Raw genomic sequence first — 19,554 nt, 5'->3', positions numbered from 1 at the left:
TAACTATTATTCTTCTGTCAGGTTGCGGCTCTGCTGGTTGCGCTTTGCAACAGACTTCAGAATAAAGAAGCCAACAACAGCAATCAGAACGCTGTTACCTGCAGCGATGATAACAAGCTGTGTGAACACCTTAGTAAATGGTTCTGCATACAGCACTGTATCCAGAAATGCAGAGCAGCCGTAGCCCACAACATTACCTACCAAAGTAAGAACCACGAAAATGATAAAGTCTTTGGTTTCAAACAGACCTTCAGCAAGACGTTTCTTGGTAATAGAAGGGAACAGACCAATAACCAGACCAACAATACCTGAACCCAGAACCCAGGTCAGCCAGACACCCCAGCCAGCAAACAGGTCAGTAACCCAGTGGCCGATAAAACCAACCAAAAAGCCGACAATTGGTCCGTAAAGCACAGAGAACAGAGCCAGAATAGCCATTGCAGGTTTTAGCGTTGTATTCGCAAATACCGGTATACCAAACATCGGAAGACCACCGATGCCATACAGAGCCGCACCAATAGCAATCACTACTACTGTTTTTGCTGACAAGTTCATATCGATTCCTTTTGTGATTTTCTCAAATTAATCAGGACAATTAGATCCACTAACAAATTAGCGGAGATTATAAATCACTACAGGCACAATTGGAACGATAGACGTCTAGACTACCAGACATATTTAAATTCCAAAGACAACAGTGATAATTCAGACTTAAGTTGAGAAATGATCAAACTTTATGCTACCCTCCCCCTCCATTTTTCTGCGCACTGGTATATAAAGCCAGATGCCAGTACTATCTTTATATAGGTCCGCGAATCAGCGGCACTCTTCAAAACAAAGTGGAAGAATTAAGAGATGGCTAAAGGTACTCTTTACATCGTATCTGCACCAAGTGGCGCAGGTAAATCCAGCTTAATCAATGCATTGCTGGAGAAGAACCCGACTTATGCAATGAAGGTTTCTGTTTCTCACACCACTCGCGGTATGCGTCCTGGTGAGGAAGATGGGGTCCACTATCACTTTATTCAGAAAGAGAAGTTTGAAGAGCTGATCGAACAGGGTGTATTCCTTGAGTACGCTGAAGTGTTTGGTAACTACTACGGTACTTCACGTGTATGGATCGAAGAGACTCTGGAAAAAGGCATTGATGTTTTTCTGGATATCGACTGGCAAGGTGCCCGTCAGATTCGTGAACAGATGCCACAGGCGAAAAGCGTATTTATCCTGCCACCATCTAACGGTGAACTGGAACGTCGTCTGAATACCCGTGGTCAGGATAGCGAAGCTGTTATTGCCAAGCGCATGAGCGAAGCAAAATCAGAAATGTCTCATTACGATGAATACGATTATGTCATCGTTAATGATGACTTTGATGTTTCTCTGATGGATTTTAAAGCCATTATCAGGGCAGAACGTCTTAAACAAGATAAACAAGCGGCTAAATACAGCGGCATGTTAAAAGCACTATTGGCTGAATAAGCTATTAGAGTGTATAATTTCTCGTCATATCAATTTTTAGTTAACTATTGGGAGTCCTCATGGCACGCGTAACTGTACAAGACGCAGTTGAAAAAGTTGGCAACCGTTTCGACCTTGTTCTAATTGCGGCACGCCGCGCTCGTCAGATGCAAACTGGCGGTAAAGATTCACTAGTGCCTGAAGAGAACGATAAGCCAACGGTTATCGCTCTTCGTGAAATCGAAGAAGGTTTGATCACTAAGGAAGTTCTTGATGCACGTGAGCGTCAGGAGCAGCAAGAGCAGGAAGCAGCAGAACTAGCAGCAGTAAGCAGCATCGCTCACAGCCGTTAATCTGTATTTATCAGTAAAAAACCTTTCGGGCCTATAATTTGTATCTATTCGATAGTCTCAAAGACGTTGCCCAGGAATACCTAACAGAGCCTCAATTAGAGGCTCTGCGTCAATCTTATGTGGTAGCAAAGGAAGCTCACGAGGGACAGACACGTTCCAGCGGCGAGCCTTATATTATTCACCCGGTCGCTGTTGCCCGAATCCTCGCAGAAATGCGTCTGGATGTGGAAACACTGATGGCCGCCCTTCTTCACGATGTCATCGAAGACACCGAAGTCTCCAAAGAAGACCTTGCCGGACAGTTCGGCGATACGGTTGCAGAGCTGGTTGATGGCGTTTCCAAGCTGGATAAGCTGAAGTTCCGCGACAGAAAAGAAGCGCAGGCTGAAAACTTCCGCAAAATGGTTCTGGCCATGGTGCAGGATATCCGCGTGATTCTTATCAAGCTCTCGGACCGCACGCACAACATGCGTACGCTTGGTGCTCTGCGCCCGGATAAGCGACGCCGTATCGCGCGTGAAACGCTGGAAATCTATGCTCCGCTGGCTCACCGTCTAGGTATCCACAATATCAAGACCGAACTGGAAGAGCTGGGCTTTGAAGCGCTTTACCCGAACCGTTATCGCGTACTGAAGGAAGTGGTTCGTTCCGCTCGCGGTAACCGTAAAGAGATGATTCAGCGTATTCACTCTGAGCTTGAAGGCCGTCTTGAAGAAGTAGGTCTGGCAGCCAGAGTGATTGGCAGAGAGAAAAACCTTTTCTCCATCTACAACAAGATGAAGACCAAGGAACAGCGCTTCCATACCATTATGGATATCTATGCGTTCCGGGTTATTGTTGAAGATGCCGACACCTGCTACCGCGTGCTTGGACAGGTGCATAACCTGTACAAACCACGTCCTGGCCGGATGAAAGACTATATCGCGGTACCGAAAGCCAACGGCTATCAATCTTTGCATACTTCCATGGTTGGCCCTCACGGTGTTCCGGTGGAAGTGCAGATCCGTACTGAAGATATGGATCAGATGGCGGACAAAGGTGTTGCAGCACACTGGTCTTATAAAGCCGGCGGTGACCGTAAAGGCACAACCGCTCAGGTTAAAGCCCAGCGCTGGATGCAGAGCCTTGTTGAACTTCAGCAAAGTGCCGGCAGCTCATTTGAGTTTATCGAAAACGTTAAGTCTGATCTGTTCCCGGATGAGATTTTTGTATTCACACCGAAAGGCCGGATTGTTGAGCTGCCTGCTGGCGCAACAGCGGTAGACTTCGCCTACGCCGTACACACAGATGTGGGTAACACCTGTGTGGGTGCAAGAGTTGATCGTCAGCCTTACCCGCTAAGTAAAGCGCTGAAAAACGGTCAGGCCATTGAGATTATCAGTGCACCAGGTGCCCGCCCGAATGCGGCATGGCTGAACTATGTGGTGACTTCCCGTGCCCGCACTAAGATACGTCAGGTTCTGAAAACCATGCGCCGCGAAGAGTCCGTGGCTCTGGGCCGCAGGCTTCTGAACCACGCACTTGGCAGACACTCCATCGATACCATCTATCCGGAAAATATCGAGCATGTACTTAACGATCTGAAGATGGACAGCGTGGACGATATGCTTGCTGCAATCGGTCTTGGCGAATTGATGAGTATTGTTATCGCACGCCGCCTGCTGGGAGACGCAGACGAGCTGACCGAAACCAGCTCAATTCCGCCAACCTCCAGTAAGAAGCTGTCCATCAAAGGTGCTGACGGTATCCTTCTGACTTACGCTAAGTGTTGCCACCCAATTCCGGGCGACCATATTATTGCGCACGTTTCACCAGGCCGGGGCTTAGTTGTCCACCGTGAAGTGTGTTCGAATGTGCGTGGCTACCAGAAAGAGCCTGATAAATACATGGGTGTAGAGTGGTCTGATGAACACGAGCAGGAATTTATCTCCGAGCTGCAGATCGATATGCACAACCGTCAGGGTGCACTGGCCGAGCTGACCAATGTCATTTCCCGTACCGGTTCAAATATCCACGGTATTGCGACGGAAGAGAAAGATGGACGCCTGTATACCATCACTATCGCTCTGACCACCAAAGACCGTGTGCATCTGGCCGGAATTATGAAGAAAATCCGCGTAATGCCTCACGCACTGAAAGTGCGCAGAAGAAGACCTTAACCAAACGCCTTCAGCCCCCGCTGAAGGCGTTTTACTTTCCTGAGTTGTATATCCATGAATCTCGAACGTTATCAACGCATTCAAACCGTACTTAAAGCCCGCCAGCCTGACCTGACCCTGTGTCTGGAAGAAGTGCATAAGCCCAACAACGTATCCGCCGTGATCCGCACCGCAGATGCAGCAGGCGTACACAAAATCCACGCTGTCTGGCCGGATGAAAAAATGCGCACCCTGAGCCACACCTCAGCCGGAGCACGTAACTGGGTTGAAGTGGATACACATGAAAGTACTGAAGCGGCAATACAGACGCTTAAATCTCAGGGCATGCAGGTACTGGCAACCAACCTGTCTGATACTGCGGTAGACTTCCGGGAAATCGACTACACCAAGCCGACTGCGATCATCCTTGGCGGTGAAAAACACGGTATCTCCCAAAAAGCTCTCGGGCTTGCTGATCAGGATATTATCATCCCTATGGTCGGTATGGTTCAGTCACTAAACGTCTCCGTTGCCAGCGCACTTATCCTGTTTGAAGCCCAGCGCCAAAGAGAACTGGCGGGTATGTACAACCGTGAAAAGTCTGCGCTACCGGAAGAAACCATCCACCGCATTTTGTTTGAACGGGGACATCCTGTTCTGGCGAAAGTTGCCAAGCGTAAGGGGATGGCTTATCCACCGCTGGATGATGAAGGGCAGATTGTGGCGGATGAGGAATGGTGGAAGGAGATGCAGAGGAAATAGGGCTATGGGGCTATGGGGCTATGGGGCTATGGGGCTATGGGGCTATGGGGCTATGGGGCTATGGGGCTATGGGGCTATGGGGCTATGCAAAGTTTGAATAAGCTGCGCATGGCGTCAAGCTCTTTAAGCTTTTCCCTATAGCCTTCAAGGGCGAAGCCCGTCCCATAGCCCCATCCCCCCTTTTTCATACCTGTACAAACTAACAGTATTAAGCTTAAAATAATGGCTAACTTACTTTAACTGCCTGAGTATGAAGCCTATGTCCCAGTTACTTTCTGCTGTACCTATTACCTCCCTTTCCGGTGTCGGTGCCAAGATGGCGGAAAAACTGGCGAAAATAGGGCTAAATAGCGTTCAGGATCTGCTGTTTCATCTTCCGCTTCGTTATGAAGACCGTACTCGCGTTTATCCTATGGCCAGGCTGCATCCAGGGCTTTGGGGAGCGGTTCAGGGGAAGGTGATGAACGTGGACACTATTTTTGGCCGGAGGAAGATGCTGACGGTTAAGATTAGTGACGGTAATGGCACTATCACGCTACGCTTCTTTAACTTTACCGCGGGCATGAAGAATAACTTTGCTGAAGGTAAGTTAGTGCACGCTTACGGTGAGATAAAGCGAGGCAGCTATGGACTGGAAATTATCCACCCTGACTATAAGTTTTTCGCACCAGCACAGAAACCAGAAACCGAAAATAACCTGACTCCGGTTTACCCCACCACAGATGGCCTCAGGCAAAACACCCTGAGAAACCTGACTGACCAGGCTCTGGAATTACTTGATAAAGCCGCTGTTCAGGAGTTATTGCCTGAAGGACTTTATAATAATCAGCTGACTTTAGGGCAGGCATTACACACCATTCACAGGCCTCCGCCATCCATCAATATTGAAGAGTTTGATGAAGGCAAGCATCCGGCACAAAGGCGTTTAATCATTGAAGAGCTGCTGGCTCAGAATCTTTCTATGCTGGCTATCCGGAGCAAAGGTCAGAAGGATACCGCCCTTCCGCTGCCTAAAGTTTCCGCCCTGAAAAATCAGTTACTTGGTCAGCTTCCCTTCTCTCCGACAAATGCTCAGGCCAGAGTTGTGGGAGAGATAGAGACAGACTTAGCTAAGCCCCATCCTATGATGCGTCTGGTGCAGGGAGATGTTGGCTCAGGTAAAACTCTGGTTGCCGCCCTGTCTGCTCTCAGAGCCATTGAGCACGGTTATCAGGTTGCCCTGATGGCGCCAACTGAACTACTTGCAGAGCAGCACGCGGTTAACTTTGCTAACTGGCTTGAACCAATGGGAATTCAGGTGGGCTGGCTGGCGGGTAAGCTAAAAGGCAAAGCGAAGGATACTGAGCTTAGCCGCATTGCCAGTGGTGAAGCTAAGATGGTAGTGGGTACTCACGCACTGTTTCAGGAGCATGTGAACTTTCATCATCTTGCTCTGGTAATTATTGATGAGCAGCACAGATTTGGTGTCCACCAGCGGCTGAAACTTCGTGAAAAGGGAGAAGCTCAGGGTGCCTTCCCGCATCAGTTAATTATGACTGCGACGCCGATTCCAAGAACCTTAGCTATGACCGCTTATGCCGATCTGGAAACCTCGGTGATTGATGAACTACCACCGGGAAGAACGCCTATTACCACGGTCGCTATTCCGGATACCAAGCGAAACGATGTCATTGAGCGGGTTCGTAACGCCTGCCTGAATGAAGGTAAACAGGCTTACTGGGTTTGCACTCTGATAGATGAATCGGAAGTACTGGAAGCTCAGGCGGCGGCAGATACGGCAGAAGAGCTGCAAAGGCAGTTGCCAGAGTTAAAAATAGGTCTGGTTCACGGCAGGATGAAACCAGCAGAGAAGCAGGAAGTGATGCAGCAGTTTAAAGGCAATAAACTGCATCTTCTGGTTGCCACCACAGTAATTGAAGTAGGCGTAGATGTTCCTAATTCCAGCCTGATGATTATTGAAAACCCGGAAAGGCTAGGGCTTGCTCAGCTGCATCAGCTCAGAGGCAGGGTTGGACGGGGCTCGGTAGCCAGCCACTGTGTACTGCTTTATCACTCACCACTTTCCAAAACGGCGCAAAAACGACTTGGTGTACTGCGTGAAAGTAACGACGGCTTTGTGATTGCCCAGCGGGACTTGGAAATCCGTGGGCCGGGTGAACTACTGGGAACCAAACAGACTGGTGTCGCTGATTTTAAAATTGCTGACTTAGTCAGAGATCAGCGCCTGATCCCGGAAGTTCAGCGCATAGCGCGCCACCTTCATGACAATTACCCAAAGAACTCACAGGCAATTATAGAACGCTGGCTGGGGAACCGGGATGTTTATTCAAATGCCTAAGACTTAGGGGTAAAACCAACAGCAAAACTCAACTGGATCTTAAGCCCCCCTTCAGTCCGGTTATTCACCGAAATCGAACCTTCATGCTGTGCGATAATCCTCTGCACAATGGCGAGCCCAAGTCCGGTCCCTTCACTGGCTCTGGCGGTATCACCGCGGGTAAAGGGTTCAAACAGATTGCCCATCTGCCCTTCTTCAATACCGGGGCCATTATCTTCCACCGATATCCAGGCCATTTTTCTGTTTGCCGTCATCCCGGTGGATATCCTGCACCAGCCGTTCCCGTAGCGCCGGGCATTAACCACCAGATTACTTACAGCACGTTTAACAGCGATGGCATTGGCTGAGATATTCTCCAGCGAAGGATCGGTATTGACCTCAATATCTAATCCGTCTGTGGATTCTGCATTCGCCAGCCCGTTAGCCAGGGAGTTAAGGTTAACCACTTCAAAGGAGTCTGTCTTTATCGGTTTCAGGTAGTCCATAAACTGGCTGATAATCTGATTACACTCCTCTGTGTCCTCAATCATGCTTTCTGCCAGATAGCTGTCTTCCTTCGACATCATCTCAGTTGCCAGCCGGATACGGGTTAGCGGCGTTCTCAAATCATGGCTTATCCCGGCCATTAACAAGGCTCTGTCCTCTTCCAGTTGCTGAATGCCCTTAGACATTTTATTGAAAGCCTGAGTCACCGCCTTTATCTCGGCGGTGCCCTTTTCGGGCAGTGGCGGCGGCGTTTCTCCCCGTCCAACTCTGAGCGCAGCTTTTTCCAGAGCCATTAGGGGCCGGTTTTGCATACGGATAAACATCCAGCCACCGACAATAATCATCAGTGCCATTAGCAGGCTATTCCTGAACAGAGGTACAAAGTCATCTTCCTGCAGTTCAGAAAGCGGGATCCGCAGCAGGCTGTCGGGAAGCTCCTCCAGTTTCACCCAGAGCACATAACTTTCTGAAGCCAGGATAATCCTCACCTCAGCCTGAGTATCAAGCTCCCGGCTCATATCCGCACTAAGAAACTCCACAGCGGTTGCGCTGTTAAACTCTTCAAGTACAGGTTCGCTGACCTGGTGAACCGTCACACCAAGCTTTTCCAGCAACTGACGCCTGACCGGTGTTTCAAGCGAGACAATATTCTGCTCAGCCTCAGCGGCATCATCCAGCATCAAATTGACTTCATGGGCAACAATCTTATTAAACTGCTGCAGACTGGGGAGAAGCGCGTAATTAAATACCGCGTAGTAAGAAAAAATCTGGCTGGCAATCAGAACGATAGCAAACAGTAATATGGCCTGAGTTCGTGAACTGCGAATCCGCATAACAACAACTGTTCCTTGTTAAATTCCTCCCCTGCAGCAGAGGAGGTTTTGAGAGAAGTTAGGCACTCTTTCCGTCAGGTACAAAGACATATCCAAGTCCCCATACTGTTTGAATATAGCGGGGTTTACCCGGATCTTCCTCCACCATACGGCGTAATCTGGAGATCTGCACATCAATGGAACGCTCCATCGCAGAGTACTCACGCCCACGGGCCATATTCATCAGCTTGTCTCTGGACATAGGCTCTCTGGCATTGGTCACCAGCGCCTTCAGAACCGCAAACTCACCGGAAGTCAGCGTCATTGCCTCTTCGCCCCTGAACATCTCCCGGGTACCAAGGTTAAGCCTGAACTCACCAAACTCAACGATGGACTCTTCAGCACTTGGCGCGCCAGGCGCTTCAATCACCTGTCTTCTCAGCACAGCTTTAATCCTGGCCAGCAGTTCGCGCGGATTAAACGGTTTAGGCAGATAATCATCAGCCCCCACCTCAAGACCCACAATCCGGTCTATTTCGTCACCTTTCGCCGTTAACATTAAAATAGGTATCATGTTTTCCACGCTTCTCAGGCGACGACAGATAGAAAGACCATCTTCGCCGGGCAGCATCAAATCTAATACCATCAAATGGAAATTTTCGCGTGTTAATAAGCGATCCATCTGCTCACTATTTGCTACACTACGAACCTGAAACCCTTGTTCAGACAGATAACGTTCCAGTAAAGAACGTAATCTAGCGTCATCGTCGACAACCAGAATTTTATAATTCTCTTGCATTTACTTACACCCGTCAGTGGTCGTTTACTTTTTAATAAGCATAGGAAACAGTATCATTGCTGAGGTCATTTTTAAGTAAAGAATTGTTAACATATATTTCATTGTTCGTTAATGTATTTAAAAGTAAAAAGTTAATTCGATAATTAATCCTATGAAAACAAATCTGATTACCCGCGAAGGCTACGAAAAATTAAAAAATGAGCTCAATTTCCTGTGGAAAGAGGAGCGGCCAGAAGTAACGAAAAAAGTCACCTGGGCAGCCAGCTTAGGCGACAGGAGTGAAAACGCTGACTACCAGTACAACAAGAAAAGGCTCAGAGAGATAGACCGCCGGGTGCGCTATCTCAGAAAGCGTCTTGAGCAGGTCACGGTTGTCGACTATTCACCACAGCAGGAAGGCAAAGTATTTTTCGGGGCCTGGGTAGAGATCGAAAATGAAGCGGGCGATACCATGTCTTTTCGCATCGTGGGGCCGGATGAGATTTACGGTGATGCTAAGGGATATATCTCTATCGACTCACCTATGGCCAGAGCGATTCTGAAAAAAGAAGTGGATGATGAGTTTACGGTTCGCACTCCGGAGGGGGAGAAGGAGTGGTTTGTGAATGAGATTAGGTATAAATAACTCAAGGGAACTGGGCTATGGGACGGGCTGCGCCCTTCTGGGCTATGGGAATTTCTCGTTTCCATGCAGGAGCGTGGAAACGAGGATAAATCATTACATTACAGACACATAGCTTACTCAAACCACCCAGCCACGTCTTCTGCCTTAGGCACACTTCCCTTATGCACCACCTGCTCGTCAATGACTACAGCCGGTGTTTTCATCACATTGTACGCCATAATATCCTGTGGCTGAGTCACTTTGATCAGCTCAATTTCAGTGCCGCTCTCTTTTGCCGCATCTTCAATCATTGAAGCCGTTACCTGACAGTTTTTGCAGCCAGAACCTAAAACTTTTACTGTTTTCATCATATTTCCTTACACTAATGGGATGTAATTAAAGAACCAACCAACCAGCGTAAACGCTGTCAGCAGTACAACAAACAGAGTGGCCAGTAGTCGCCACTGCATAACCTGCTTAAGCAGAATAAATTCAGGAAAGCTCGCCGCTACCGTACTCATACAGAAAGCCAGAGTGGTACCAATCGGCAGACCATTTACAAGCAGGCTTTCCATTACCGGAATCACACCGGTTGCATTGGAATAAAGCGGAATCCCCAAAAATACAGCCGCAGGTACAGACCACCACTGGCGGTCACCAAGATGAGATTCAATCCAGCCGTCAGGCACAAAGCCGTGCAGCGCAGCACCCAGACCAACACCGATAAATACCCACTTCCAGACACGGCCAAAGATTTCACTGGTCTCATCTTTCGCAAACTGATGTCTCTCTTTCAGAGTCAGAGGCTCACGCTCTTCAATTTCGAGCGGATTGTTTTCCTGATTCTCAATACCACGCTTAAGCGCATCAGCGGCAAAAGACTGCAGCCAGCGTTCTGCTTTAATTGCATCCAGGAACATACCGCCGATAATGCCAACGCAAATGCCAATCACTATGTACATAGCGGTAAACTTCCAGCCCAAAAGGCTGACCAGCAACAGCACAGCGACTTCATTAATTAAAGGCGAAGTAATCAGAAATGCCATAGTGATCCCTAGAGGGATACCCGCTGAGGTAAAACCGAGAAATACCGGAATACTGGAGCACGAGCAAAATGGTGTGATGGAGCCGAACGTGGCCCCCATAAAATAGCCGAACAGACGATGCTTTCCAGCAAGATAATCTCGAACCCTTTCAACATCCAGAGAGGCACGGATTACGGCAATGATGTAAATCATCACAAGAAGAAGTGCGAAGATTTTAGTGGTATCTTCAACAAAGAAATGCAGCGCATCACCTAACTTTGAATCCGGTGATAAGCCAAAAAGCCCAAACACCAACCAAGAGGCGAAGTCGGTAAACAACTGAAACATAAACTACCTTTTCGGATAAATCATTTTGGTTCTGTTATATAGACGCAGCAGATTCGAAAAGGATGCAGATTTTTTAAATTTATTTATAACGAGAAACTAGTCAGTATGCTGACGGGCCGAAGCTTACTGTCTGGCAGTAAAACAGCAAACATTCTGCTGTTCATCCAGCTGAACTTTGCACGACACCTGGATCTGTTGTTTCAGTTTTTCTCTTGCTCTGCGGATGCGGGATTTCACGGCTGGCAAGGAAAGGCCGTGCTGAACCGCATAATCCTGCTGATTCATACCCTGAAGATCGCAGGCGGTTATCACTTCTCTGTCTGACTGTTCCAGTTCCGATAAGACGCGCGGGAGGCAGCTGATTGCCAGAAGATCGACAGCATCATACTGCAGCTCTTCCGCCTCTTCTTCCACCTCGCCGTCAAAAGGCTGGTAACGGTTTTTTCTGATTTGATCGATTAACAGGTTATGAGCGACCCGTCGCATCCAGGCTTTAGGGCTTTCCACATTGCAGAACGCCTCCTTCTGCTGCATCACGCGGATAAACACCTCCTGCAGAATATCCTGAGAAAGCTGCTTATCGTGCGTCTCTTTCAAAAGCCACTGCAGTAAAATCTGCTCATTCTGGCTCCATGCCCGCATTGCACATGGAAATGCGCCTTCCTGATTTAAAAAGTCCGTCTCACTCATTTTCCGCGTCCCCGCTAAACAAACCTTAGGCATTTTTATACATAAAGCGTACCACCTCAATACCCAGTTCTTCATTTCAGAGCTGGAAATTTCAGAATTTGTCCCCATTAATTAGGAAAGTAAAAACCGATTAAGAGACCACCATGAGTCAAAAAAACTCAGCAACGCAGCACATCTGCAGCCAAATCGCTCAGGAACTGAATGTAAGAGTGGAACAGGTCATTGCCACCGTTAAACTGATTGACGAAGGCAGCACCATTCCATTTATTGCCCGGTACAGGAAAGAAGTGACCGGGGGGCTGGATGACTCTCAGCTTCGTACTCTGGATACCCGCCTCTCTTACCTGAGAGAGCTCAATGACAGACGCCAGACCATTTTAAAATCCATTTCCGAGCAGGGGAAACTGACGCCGGAACTGGAGCAGTCCATCAATCAGGCGGACAGTAAAACCCGCCTCGAAGACCTTTACCTGCCATACAAACCAAAACGACGCACAAAAGGTCAGATAGCCATTGAAGCAGGCCTTGAACCTCTGGCAGATACTCTCTGGAACGAACCGCAGCACGAGCCTGAAACGGAAGCGGCAAAATATATCAGCAGCGACAAAGGCATTGCCGACACCAAAGCTGCACTGGACGGTGCCCGCGCCATTATTATGGAGCGCATTGCTGAAGACGCAGACCTTCTGGAAAAAATCCGTCAGCATCTGAATAAACAAGCTCAAATTAGCTCCCGTGTCGTCGCAGGCAAGGAGCAGGAAGGTGAGAAGTTCAAAGATTACTTTGAGCACGATGAGCTATTAAGTCGTGTGCCTTCTCACCGCGCTCTGGCAATGCTTCGTGGCCGCAACGAAGGTTTCTTGCAGCTCTCCCTTAATGCCGATCCTGAGCAGGAAGAGTCTGTTCGGGGCTCATATTGCGAAACCATTATCGCAAACCACTACAATATTCACCTGAGCGAAGCCCCTGCCGACAGCTGGAGAAAGCAGGTCATCAGCTGGGCATGGCGTATCAAGGTCTCCATGCATATGGAAACCGAACTGATGAGCGCCATGAAAGAGCGTTCAGAAATCGATGCCATTGAAGTATTCGCAACCAACCTGAAAGACCTGCTGATGGCTGCGCCTGCCGGTCCGCGAGCAACCCTTGGTCTGGATCCGGGTTTAAGAACCGGTTCAAAAATCGCCGTAGTAGATTCAACAGGTAAGCTTCTGGCAACCGACACCATCTACCCGAATCCACCACAGAAACAGATCGAAAAATCAGCTCATGTGGTTGAACTGCTAATCAGAAAACACAATGTTGATCTGATTGCCATCGGTAACGGTACCGCTTCAAGGGAAACAGACACCTTTGTGGCTGACACTCTGAAAAGAGCCAACCTTCAGGTACAGAAAATTGTTGTCAGCGAAGCCGGCGCATCGGTTTACTCCGCTTCAGAGCTTGCGGCAAAAGAGTTCCCGAATCTGGATGTATCACTTCGTGGCGCAGTTTCCATTGCACGACGTCTTCAGGATCCGCTGGCTGAACTGGTTAAAATTGATCCTAAATCCATCGGTGTCGGCCAGTACCAGCATGATGTGAGTCAGAGTATGCTGGCAAAACGACTGGATGCCGTAGTAGAAGACTGTGTAAACGCCGTGGGTGTTGATGTAAATACAGCCTCACCGGCACTGCTGACCCGTGTTGCCGGTTTGTCTGCAACTATCGCTCAGAATATTGTGGATTACCGCGATACCAATGGCCGCTTTGAAGCCCGCACCACACTGAAAAAAGTGGCAAGACTGGGGCCAAAAGCCTTTGAACAGTGCGCCGGATTCCTGCGCATTATGGACGGTAAAAACCCGCTGGATGCCTCTTCGGTTCACCCGGAAGCCTATCCGGTGGTAAAACGTATTTCTGAAAGCACCAGTAAAAACATCAAGTCAATTATCGGTGACAGCGACTTCCTGAAAAAGCTAAGCGCATCAGACTACACGGATGAAACCTTCGGTGTACCAACCGTCACCGATATCATTAAGGAGCTGGATAAACCGGGCCGAGATCCCCGTCCTGAGTTTAAAACTGCCACCTTTGCTGACGGTGTAAACCAAGTGTCTGATCTGGAGCCGGGTATGGTTCTGGAAGGTGTGGTTTCAAACGTGGCTAACTTCGGTGCTTTCGTCGATATCGGTGTTCATCAGGATGGTCTGGTGCATATCTCTGCCCTGACTGACCGATTTGTCTCTGACCCGCGTGAAGTGGTAAAAGCCGGTGATATCGTTAAGGTCAAAGTGATGGAAGTGGATGTACAGAGAAAGCGTATCGCACTATCCATGCGTCTGAAGGACGAGCCGGGACAGGATAACCGTCCGAAGGGCGGCTCCGGTGGCCGCGCAGCGAAACCACAGCAAAGACAAAACCGTCAGCGCAATGAACCTCAGGGGAATAATGCGATGGGTGGAGCGTTTGCGGCGGCGTTTGCTAAGGCGAAGAAATAAATAGGGCCCTTGGTCCTGGGTTCGTTCGCTTCGCTCACTGCTGGTTCCTGGGGGAGGCTCCCCCAAGAGCCTGTAAACCCAGGGCCCAGGGCCTTCTATTACAACACCGCCAACACCTCCGATGGTGTATGCGGTGCAACGGCGTGGCCATAGTGATAGCTTATCACTGTCCGGCGTCGCTCCATTTTTCCCTGAATAATCGCGGCATCCAGCAGGCGTTTCGGCAGCCGGAAGCGTATTGTGTAGCCCATACCCTGCTTTTCTGCGTAGGTTTGCAACGCAATTAACCTAAACAGTCTGCTCAGTGTATCTTCTGGCTCTTCACTATACGAAGAAGAAGTACTTGTCTCGTTCTCCAACTCATAATCAGGGTGGTCAGACGGCTCCCATGAGGGACGTTTCCGGCGTTTATCATCCGCAGTGATACGTCTTTCTGCATTGGATTTCGTCAGTTCGACAGTCGGGACTATTGGCTCACGGATTTTGTTTTCGTGCGCCGCCTGCTCTGTCTGAACATTGACCGAAGGGGCAATCAGTGGCACGCTCACATTGGTCGGCGACACAATCATGACAAACCTCCTTCAATTTCAGTATCACTTCCCATGCGCAGCATAATCCGCGATACACCAACAGCGACCTTAATGTATCTCTCTTGGTTAGACTAGTTATCGGCCAACTTGCTCAATTATTTACCAATAAATTGAATTATTCTTGAACAGAAGGCCTCCAGCTCCGTCATAAACGGGGCGTGAGAAGACTCTGCAAAAGTAAAATCTTCTGAATTTTCAATATAGTTAGCCACATCCTTAGCGACTTTTACCGGTACAAGTCCGTCCAGTCGGCCATAAAGACGGAGTATTGGCATCGTCAAATTTTTGAGTTCTGACCGGAAATCCACATCTGCCAGCAGGCTTAATCCAAGCACCAAAGAGTCCTGATCCGGAGCCGGACGGGACAGTACGGCCTTTTTCAGCGTTTTTACATCCTGCCTTGCTGTGGGACTACCCATGGCCTGAAGCGCCATAAACCGCTCTATGGTTGTCTGAAAATCTTCCACCAGTTGCTCAGTAAAGGCCTTCAGAACCTGTGGCTTAATACCTCGCCAGCCTTTCTCTGCTGCAAACTTTGGTGAACTGGCTACGGTAATAAGTTTAGCAACCCGTTGCGGATAGTTCAGTGCCACATGGGTTGCCACCAGTCCACCCAGTGACCAGCCAATCCAGATAGCCTTATCCGGCGCAGAGTCCAGCACCAGAGAAGCGATTTCATCCAGATCCTGCGCGCCGGTTTCAGCGCTGTGCCCGTAGCCCGGCAGATCCACAATATGCACCCTGTAATGCTGCGACAGAATATCCGCTGTCTGCTGCCAGACTGCTCCGTTCATTCCCCAGCCGTGGATCAGCACAACATCTTCGCCTTCGCCCAGGGTCTGCCAAAATAAAGGTGCGCTCATTGTCTCTCTTTCTCCTACTAAACTCATACAGCGGACCAGATTAACGGGGCTAATCTACAAAGATGCCCACTAACCAGTACTTCCCATGCTAACAGAGCCGCTAAGAACTCTTTTCTTCAGGTATTGTACTCCTCAATGCGATTTATGTGGTCTCACCATTGATAGTGTTCATAATACCACCATCTGGTGTAAAAGCTGTCAGAGATATTTTCTGCCTCAGCCACGTTGCCGCTGTTGCGGGCTTCCTACGCTGAAACCCGTGGATAAATGTGGACAGTGTCTTATCAATCCACCAATCTGGCACAGATTATATTGTGTGGGAGATTATCAGACACCGCTTTCCGGATACGTCAGTCAGCTGAAATATCACCACAAATACCGCTTCGCCTATGACCTGAGCTATCTGCTTTCCCTGAATATCGATCACCCGGCTCCTGTTGTAATCCCTGTCCCGCTGCACTGGAAACGCTATATCCGCAGGGGCTACAACCAAAGCTGGATACTGGCACACTATCTTTGTGAACATCTAGGGCAACAGAGCCAGCTTAATCGTAAGGTGTTCCGGAGAATAAAGTCCACACCACCTCAGCAAAGCCTCTCCTTACAGGCAAGACAGTCCAACCTCAGTGGCGCATTTCAGTTATTAAATCACCCCGGTGTGGAGCATGTTGCTATCGTTGACGATGTGGTGACAACAGGCAGTACAGCCCGGCATTTATGCCAGTTACTCCTTGATATTGGAGTAAAAAAAATTGATATTTACTGTATATGCCGAACTCCTGAACCGTCATAAAAGTGATGCAAAATCTCATTGCTGAATAAAAAGGTGGCATCCGATTTAAACAGGAGTAGAATGTAATCGAAATAACCTACAAAATAAGTCAGGTATTAGCCGTGTCGAATATTATTACTATCACTGAGAATGCTCAGAACCACTTTGCAAAATTGCTGGAACAACAGCCTGAAGGTACCAACATCCGTGTATTTGTTGTCAATCCGGGAACACCAAACGCAGAATGCGGCGTGTCCTACTGCCCGACAGAAGCGGTTGAAAGTGCCGATACCGAAATGAAATTCGAAGCCTTTTCAGCCTTCGTTGATGATCTAAGCCTGCCTTTCCTTGAAGATGCAGAAATTGATTTCGTAACAGACAAAATGGGTTCTCAGCTAACCCTGAAAGCACCGAACGCAAAAATGCGTAAAGTTGCAGATGACGCCCCGCTAATGGAACGCGTTGAGTACGCAATCCAGACGCAAGTAAACCCACAGCTGGCAGGCCACGGTGGTCATGTAAGCCTGGTTGAAATCACCGAAGACGGCATCGCCCTAGTCCAGTTCGGCGGCGGTTGTAATGGCTGTTCTATGGTTGATGTCACTCTGAAAGAAGGTATAGAAAAAGAACTTCTGGCTCAGTTTGAGGGGGAGTTAACCGCAGTGCGTGATGCTACGGAGCATGCTCGGGGGGAGCATTCGTACTACTAATATTCGGCCCTGGGCCCTGGGTTCGGGCTTCGCCCTGCTAGGCCCTGGGAAAAAACGTTATAACAAGCTAAATACAATTAGCTTACCCAAGCAAAGTCAATATCCCAGGGCCCAGAAACCTAGGGCCCAGGGCCCACTAACCTTTTTCCCTAAGTATCTGATCCCAAGGCAACCTCTCATCCCCCAACACGATAAAATTCGGGTTTTCCAGCGTTTCTCTTTCGTTATAGGAAAGAGCTTCCAGTTTTGTGCTCAGCACTCTGCCGCCGGCTTCCTGGACGATGCACTGGGTTGCTGCTGTGTCCCATTCTCCCGTCGGCCCCAGGCGCAGGTAGCAGTCTACTGCACCTTCTGCTACCAGACAGGCTTTTAAGGCTGCGGATCCCAGAGGGACTAAATCGTAGTTCCATGACGGGCACATACGGCTGGTGATTCGGTTGATATCCTGGCGACGGCTGATGGCGATGGCCAGCGTCTGACTCTCTTCGTCATGCTGATGCGTCTGGATAGGCACACTTTCGTCGCCTATTTGCGGGATCTTCCAGGCACCTTTGCCCTCATAAGCGTAGTAAGTCACTCCGGATACCGGGGCATAGACCACGCCCATTACCGGCTTGTTGTCTTCAACAAGGGCAATAATGGTAGCGAAATCGCCGCTGCGGGCAATAAATTCCTGAGTACCGTCAAGCGGGTCCACCAGCCAGTAGCGCGACCATTGCGCCCGCTTTTCAAGGCTGATATCAGCAGCTTCTTCTGAAAGAACGGGGATATCGGGTGTCAGCTCCGGCAGTTTTTCGTTGATAAGCTTATGCGCGGCTAAGTCCGCACTGGTCACAGGTGTAGAATCACTTTTGGTAAATGACTCGTAATGCTTGTTTTCATAGATATCCAGTATCAGCTGACCGGCCGATCTGGCAACCTCAATGATGGATGGAAGAAGATGGGACATATCTTTAGACATCACGGACACCTCAGTTTGATTCCTGCGATAAAACACGCATTGCCAGCATCAGTGCGGCAATACTCCTCGCTTCGCTGAAGTCCATATGCGTTAACAACTCCTCCGCCTGTGCAAGTGGCCAGCGCACCACTTCCAGCGGTTCAGGCTCATCACCTTCCAGTTTTTCCGGATACAGCCCTCGTGCAATATAAAGACTCATCTTGCTGGAAAAGTAAGACGGTGCCAGCACAACTTCTTTCAGGAAGGTCAGATTGTTGCTGCCAAAGCCTATCTCTTCCTTTAACTCTCTATCGGCAGCCTGTTCAGGCGTTTCACCTAAATCAACCAATCCCTTGGGAAAGCCCAGCTCGTACTCTTCTGTTCCGGCACCATATTCCCGCACCAACAGCAGATCTCCGCTGTCAGTAACAGGCACAACCAATACGGCTTCACGGTTAGTGCGCTTCATGCGCTCATAGGTGCGCTGCGCTCCATTGGAGAACTCCAACTCAAGGGATTCGATGGAAAAAAGCTTAGACCTGGCCACGGTTTCAACCGATTTAATGATGGGTTTTTTCCTCGCTGGCATAGCTTTCTCCTTAGTAGTAATTATTTAACAATCTATACTACAACTTCCCTGACAACACAAATGGGTAGCGTCCCTGATTATCCGGATCACCCAGCCATTTTAGCTGTTTCTGCATGGATGGCGGGAACTGCGCACCGGGCTTAAACCAGGTATCCAGTCTGTATTTCATGTCAGAACTTAACTCTGCATCAATAGCCCCGGAAAGCTGAGCAACATCATGCTCGCCCTTTGCAATCAGCGTGCTGTCGGAGCATTCCAGATCAGCAATAATCGTCCCAAGCTCCAGGCCACCCAGCGGAGAATCTATCTGGCTGGCATTCCATACCAGGGCGCCCCGGGCAGATTGGCACCAGGGAGATGCATACTGATATTCATTGATGGTCAGATCCAACTGTCCGCTCACCTCAACCGGCACCGGGACAGGAGCAAACTGAAGCGCAGACTCTGCTGGTACTGAAGCATGCAGGTTTTCAGCAAACGGGCCGGAGAAACCGTAGCCGATAATCCCTTTGCCACTCAGCTTCATAGGGCTATTTCGTCCAAATCTGACTGCGTATGCCGCCTCTCCCTGAAACAGGTCTGAAGGTATAAAGTCCCAGCTAACCTGACCCAGATTGATACCCCGGACCACCACAGACTGAGCTTTTCCATGCCAGATAGTCCCGGACAATCCGGCAATCTCAAGCCCTTTTACTTTTGGCATATATTTGAAAACAAATGAGGCCGGAGTATGGGCACAGACACTAATTAAGGTCACAAATAAAAACAGAATTGAAAACAAAACAATGCGTTTCACG

General features: G+C 49.0%; 20 protein-coding genes. 9 read left to right on the top strand and 11 right to left on the bottom strand.

Annotated elements, in window-relative coordinates:
• Positions 1–6: 6 nt before the first annotated feature.
• The gene (locus tag L3Q72_RS00615; protein ID WP_275130777.1) at positions 7–555 is read right to left on the bottom strand and encodes an ECF-type riboflavin transporter substrate-binding protein; all 549 of its coding nucleotides are present in this window, start codon (positions 553–555) and stop codon (positions 7–9) included.
• A 300-nt stretch (positions 556–855) separates the two neighbouring features.
• Here L3Q72_RS00615 and gmk point away from each other — a divergent pair, with 300 nt between their 5' ends.
• From gmk to recG, 5 genes are all read left to right on the top strand, one after another.
• Positions 856–1,479, top strand: coding sequence for a guanylate kinase (gene gmk / locus L3Q72_RS00610; RefSeq protein ID WP_275130776.1), 624 nt, complete (start codon positions 856–858; stop codon positions 1,477–1,479).
• Between the two features lie 59 nt (positions 1,480–1,538).
• The gene (rpoZ, locus tag L3Q72_RS00605; protein WP_171753509.1) at positions 1,539–1,811 is read left to right on the top strand and encodes a DNA-directed RNA polymerase subunit omega; all 273 of its coding nucleotides are present in this window, start codon (positions 1,539–1,541) and stop codon (positions 1,809–1,811) included.
• Between the two features lie 38 nt (positions 1,812–1,849).
• Entirely contained in the window at positions 1,850–3,970 is a 2,121-nt protein-coding gene (gene spoT, locus L3Q72_RS00600) for a bifunctional GTP diphosphokinase/guanosine-3',5'-bis pyrophosphate 3'-pyrophosphohydrolase (protein ID WP_275130775.1), read from the top strand.
• 54 nt (positions 3,971–4,024) lie between these two features.
• Positions 4,025–4,711 carry a tRNA (guanosine(18)-2'-O)-methyltransferase TrmH gene (trmH, locus tag L3Q72_RS00595; RefSeq protein ID WP_275130774.1) on the top strand — a complete coding sequence of 229 codons (687 nt, stop codon included), beginning with the start codon at positions 4,025–4,027 and terminating at the stop codon, positions 4,709–4,711.
• A 259-nt stretch (positions 4,712–4,970) separates the two neighbouring features.
• Positions 4,971–7,049 (top strand): ATP-dependent DNA helicase RecG, encoded by a 2,079-nt coding sequence (gene recG / locus L3Q72_RS00590; RefSeq protein WP_275130773.1) that lies wholly within the window; start codon positions 4,971–4,973, stop codon positions 7,047–7,049.
• Here the strand turns inward: recG and envZ are convergent.
• Both envZ and ompR read right to left on the bottom strand, forming a co-directional pair.
• The gene (envZ, locus tag L3Q72_RS00585; protein ID WP_275130772.1) at positions 7,046–8,368 is read right to left on the bottom strand and encodes a two-component system sensor histidine kinase EnvZ; all 1,323 of its coding nucleotides are present in this window, start codon (positions 8,366–8,368) and stop codon (positions 7,046–7,048) included. The two genes, recG and envZ, sit on opposite strands and share 4 nt — an antisense overlap.
• Before the next feature lie 58 nt (positions 8,369–8,426).
• Positions 8,427–9,146: a two-component system response regulator OmpR gene (gene ompR, locus L3Q72_RS00580; protein WP_275130771.1), complete on the bottom strand. Its 720-nt coding sequence runs from the start codon at positions 9,144–9,146 to the stop codon at positions 8,427–8,429.
• A 151-nt stretch (positions 9,147–9,297) separates the two neighbouring features.
• Between ompR and greB the strand changes: the two genes are divergently transcribed.
• A complete protein-coding gene (gene greB / locus L3Q72_RS00575; RefSeq protein WP_275130770.1) occupies positions 9,298–9,771 on the top strand; it encodes a transcription elongation factor GreB in 474 nt (157 codons plus the stop codon).
• A 113-nt stretch (positions 9,772–9,884) separates the two neighbouring features.
• Here greB and L3Q72_RS00570 read toward each other — a convergent pair whose 3' ends face one another.
• The 3 genes from L3Q72_RS00570 to L3Q72_RS00560 all read right to left on the bottom strand — a co-directional run bounded on the left by L3Q72_RS00570 (position 9,885) and on the right by L3Q72_RS00560 (position 11,813).
• On the bottom strand, positions 9,885–10,118 hold the full coding sequence (locus L3Q72_RS00570) for a thioredoxin family protein (RefSeq protein WP_275130769.1): 234 nt from the start codon (positions 10,116–10,118) through the stop codon (positions 9,885–9,887).
• 9 nt (positions 10,119–10,127) lie between these two features.
• Positions 10,128–11,123 (bottom strand): permease, encoded by a 996-nt coding sequence (locus tag L3Q72_RS00565; RefSeq protein ID WP_275130768.1) that lies wholly within the window; start codon positions 11,121–11,123, stop codon positions 10,128–10,130.
• Between the two features lie 123 nt (positions 11,124–11,246).
• Positions 11,247–11,813 carry a sigma-70 family RNA polymerase sigma factor gene (locus L3Q72_RS00560; RefSeq protein ID WP_275130767.1) on the bottom strand — a complete coding sequence of 189 codons (567 nt, stop codon included), beginning with the start codon at positions 11,811–11,813 and terminating at the stop codon, positions 11,247–11,249.
• Positions 11,814–11,956: 143 nt separating this feature from the next.
• On the opposite strand from L3Q72_RS00560, the gene L3Q72_RS00555 reads away from it, so the two are divergent.
• Complete coding sequence (locus tag L3Q72_RS00555) at positions 11,957–14,293, top strand: Tex family protein (protein WP_275130766.1); 2,337 nt, start codon at positions 11,957–11,959, stop codon at positions 14,291–14,293.
• Between the two features lie 98 nt (positions 14,294–14,391).
• On the opposite strand, the gene L3Q72_RS00550 is transcribed toward L3Q72_RS00555, so the two are convergent.
• A complete protein-coding gene (locus tag L3Q72_RS00550; protein WP_275130765.1) occupies positions 14,392–14,862 on the bottom strand; it encodes an ATP-dependent Lon protease in 471 nt (156 codons plus the stop codon).
• 116 nt (positions 14,863–14,978) lie between these two features.
• The gene (bioH, locus tag L3Q72_RS00545) at positions 14,979–15,746 is read right to left on the bottom strand and encodes a pimeloyl-ACP methyl ester esterase BioH (protein WP_275130764.1); all 768 of its coding nucleotides are present in this window, start codon (positions 15,744–15,746) and stop codon (positions 14,979–14,981) included.
• 316 nt (positions 15,747–16,062) lie between these two features.
• On the opposite strand from bioH, the gene L3Q72_RS00540 reads away from it, so the two are divergent.
• On the top strand, positions 16,063–16,539 hold the full coding sequence (locus L3Q72_RS00540; RefSeq protein ID WP_342752146.1) for a ComF family protein: 477 nt from the start codon (positions 16,063–16,065) through the stop codon (positions 16,537–16,539).
• A gap of 101 nt (positions 16,540–16,640) precedes the next feature.
• Positions 16,641–17,228: a Fe-S biogenesis protein NfuA gene (gene nfuA, locus L3Q72_RS00535; protein ID WP_275130762.1), complete on the top strand. Its 588-nt coding sequence runs from the start codon at positions 16,641–16,643 to the stop codon at positions 17,226–17,228.
• A gap of 136 nt (positions 17,229–17,364) precedes the next feature.
• On the opposite strand, the gene cysQ is transcribed toward nfuA, so the two are convergent.
• Genes cysQ through L3Q72_RS00520 form a run of 3 tightly spaced genes read right to left on the bottom strand, consistent with a single transcriptional unit; the run spans position 17,365 to position 19,553 of the window.
• Positions 17,365–18,189 (bottom strand): 3'(2'),5'-bisphosphate nucleotidase CysQ, encoded by an 825-nt coding sequence (cysQ, locus tag L3Q72_RS00530; protein ID WP_275130761.1) that lies wholly within the window; start codon positions 18,187–18,189, stop codon positions 17,365–17,367.
• A gap of 10 nt (positions 18,190–18,199) precedes the next feature.
• Positions 18,200–18,757, bottom strand: coding sequence for an ADP compounds hydrolase NudE (gene nudE, locus L3Q72_RS00525; protein ID WP_275130760.1), 558 nt, complete (start codon positions 18,755–18,757; stop codon positions 18,200–18,202).
• A 37-nt stretch (positions 18,758–18,794) separates the two neighbouring features.
• A complete protein-coding gene (locus tag L3Q72_RS00520; protein WP_275130759.1) occupies positions 18,795–19,553 on the bottom strand; it encodes a type II secretion system protein N in 759 nt (252 codons plus the stop codon).
• Between the last annotated feature and the right edge of the window lies 1 nt (position 19,554).

The sequence above is a fragment of the Vibrio sp. JC009 genome, from assembly GCF_029016485.1.
GTDB lineage: Bacteria > Pseudomonadota > Gammaproteobacteria > Enterobacterales > Vibrionaceae > Vibrio.
The sequence above is the reverse complement of the archived record's forward strand: the minus strand, read 5'-3'. Positions and strand labels throughout refer to the sequence as shown.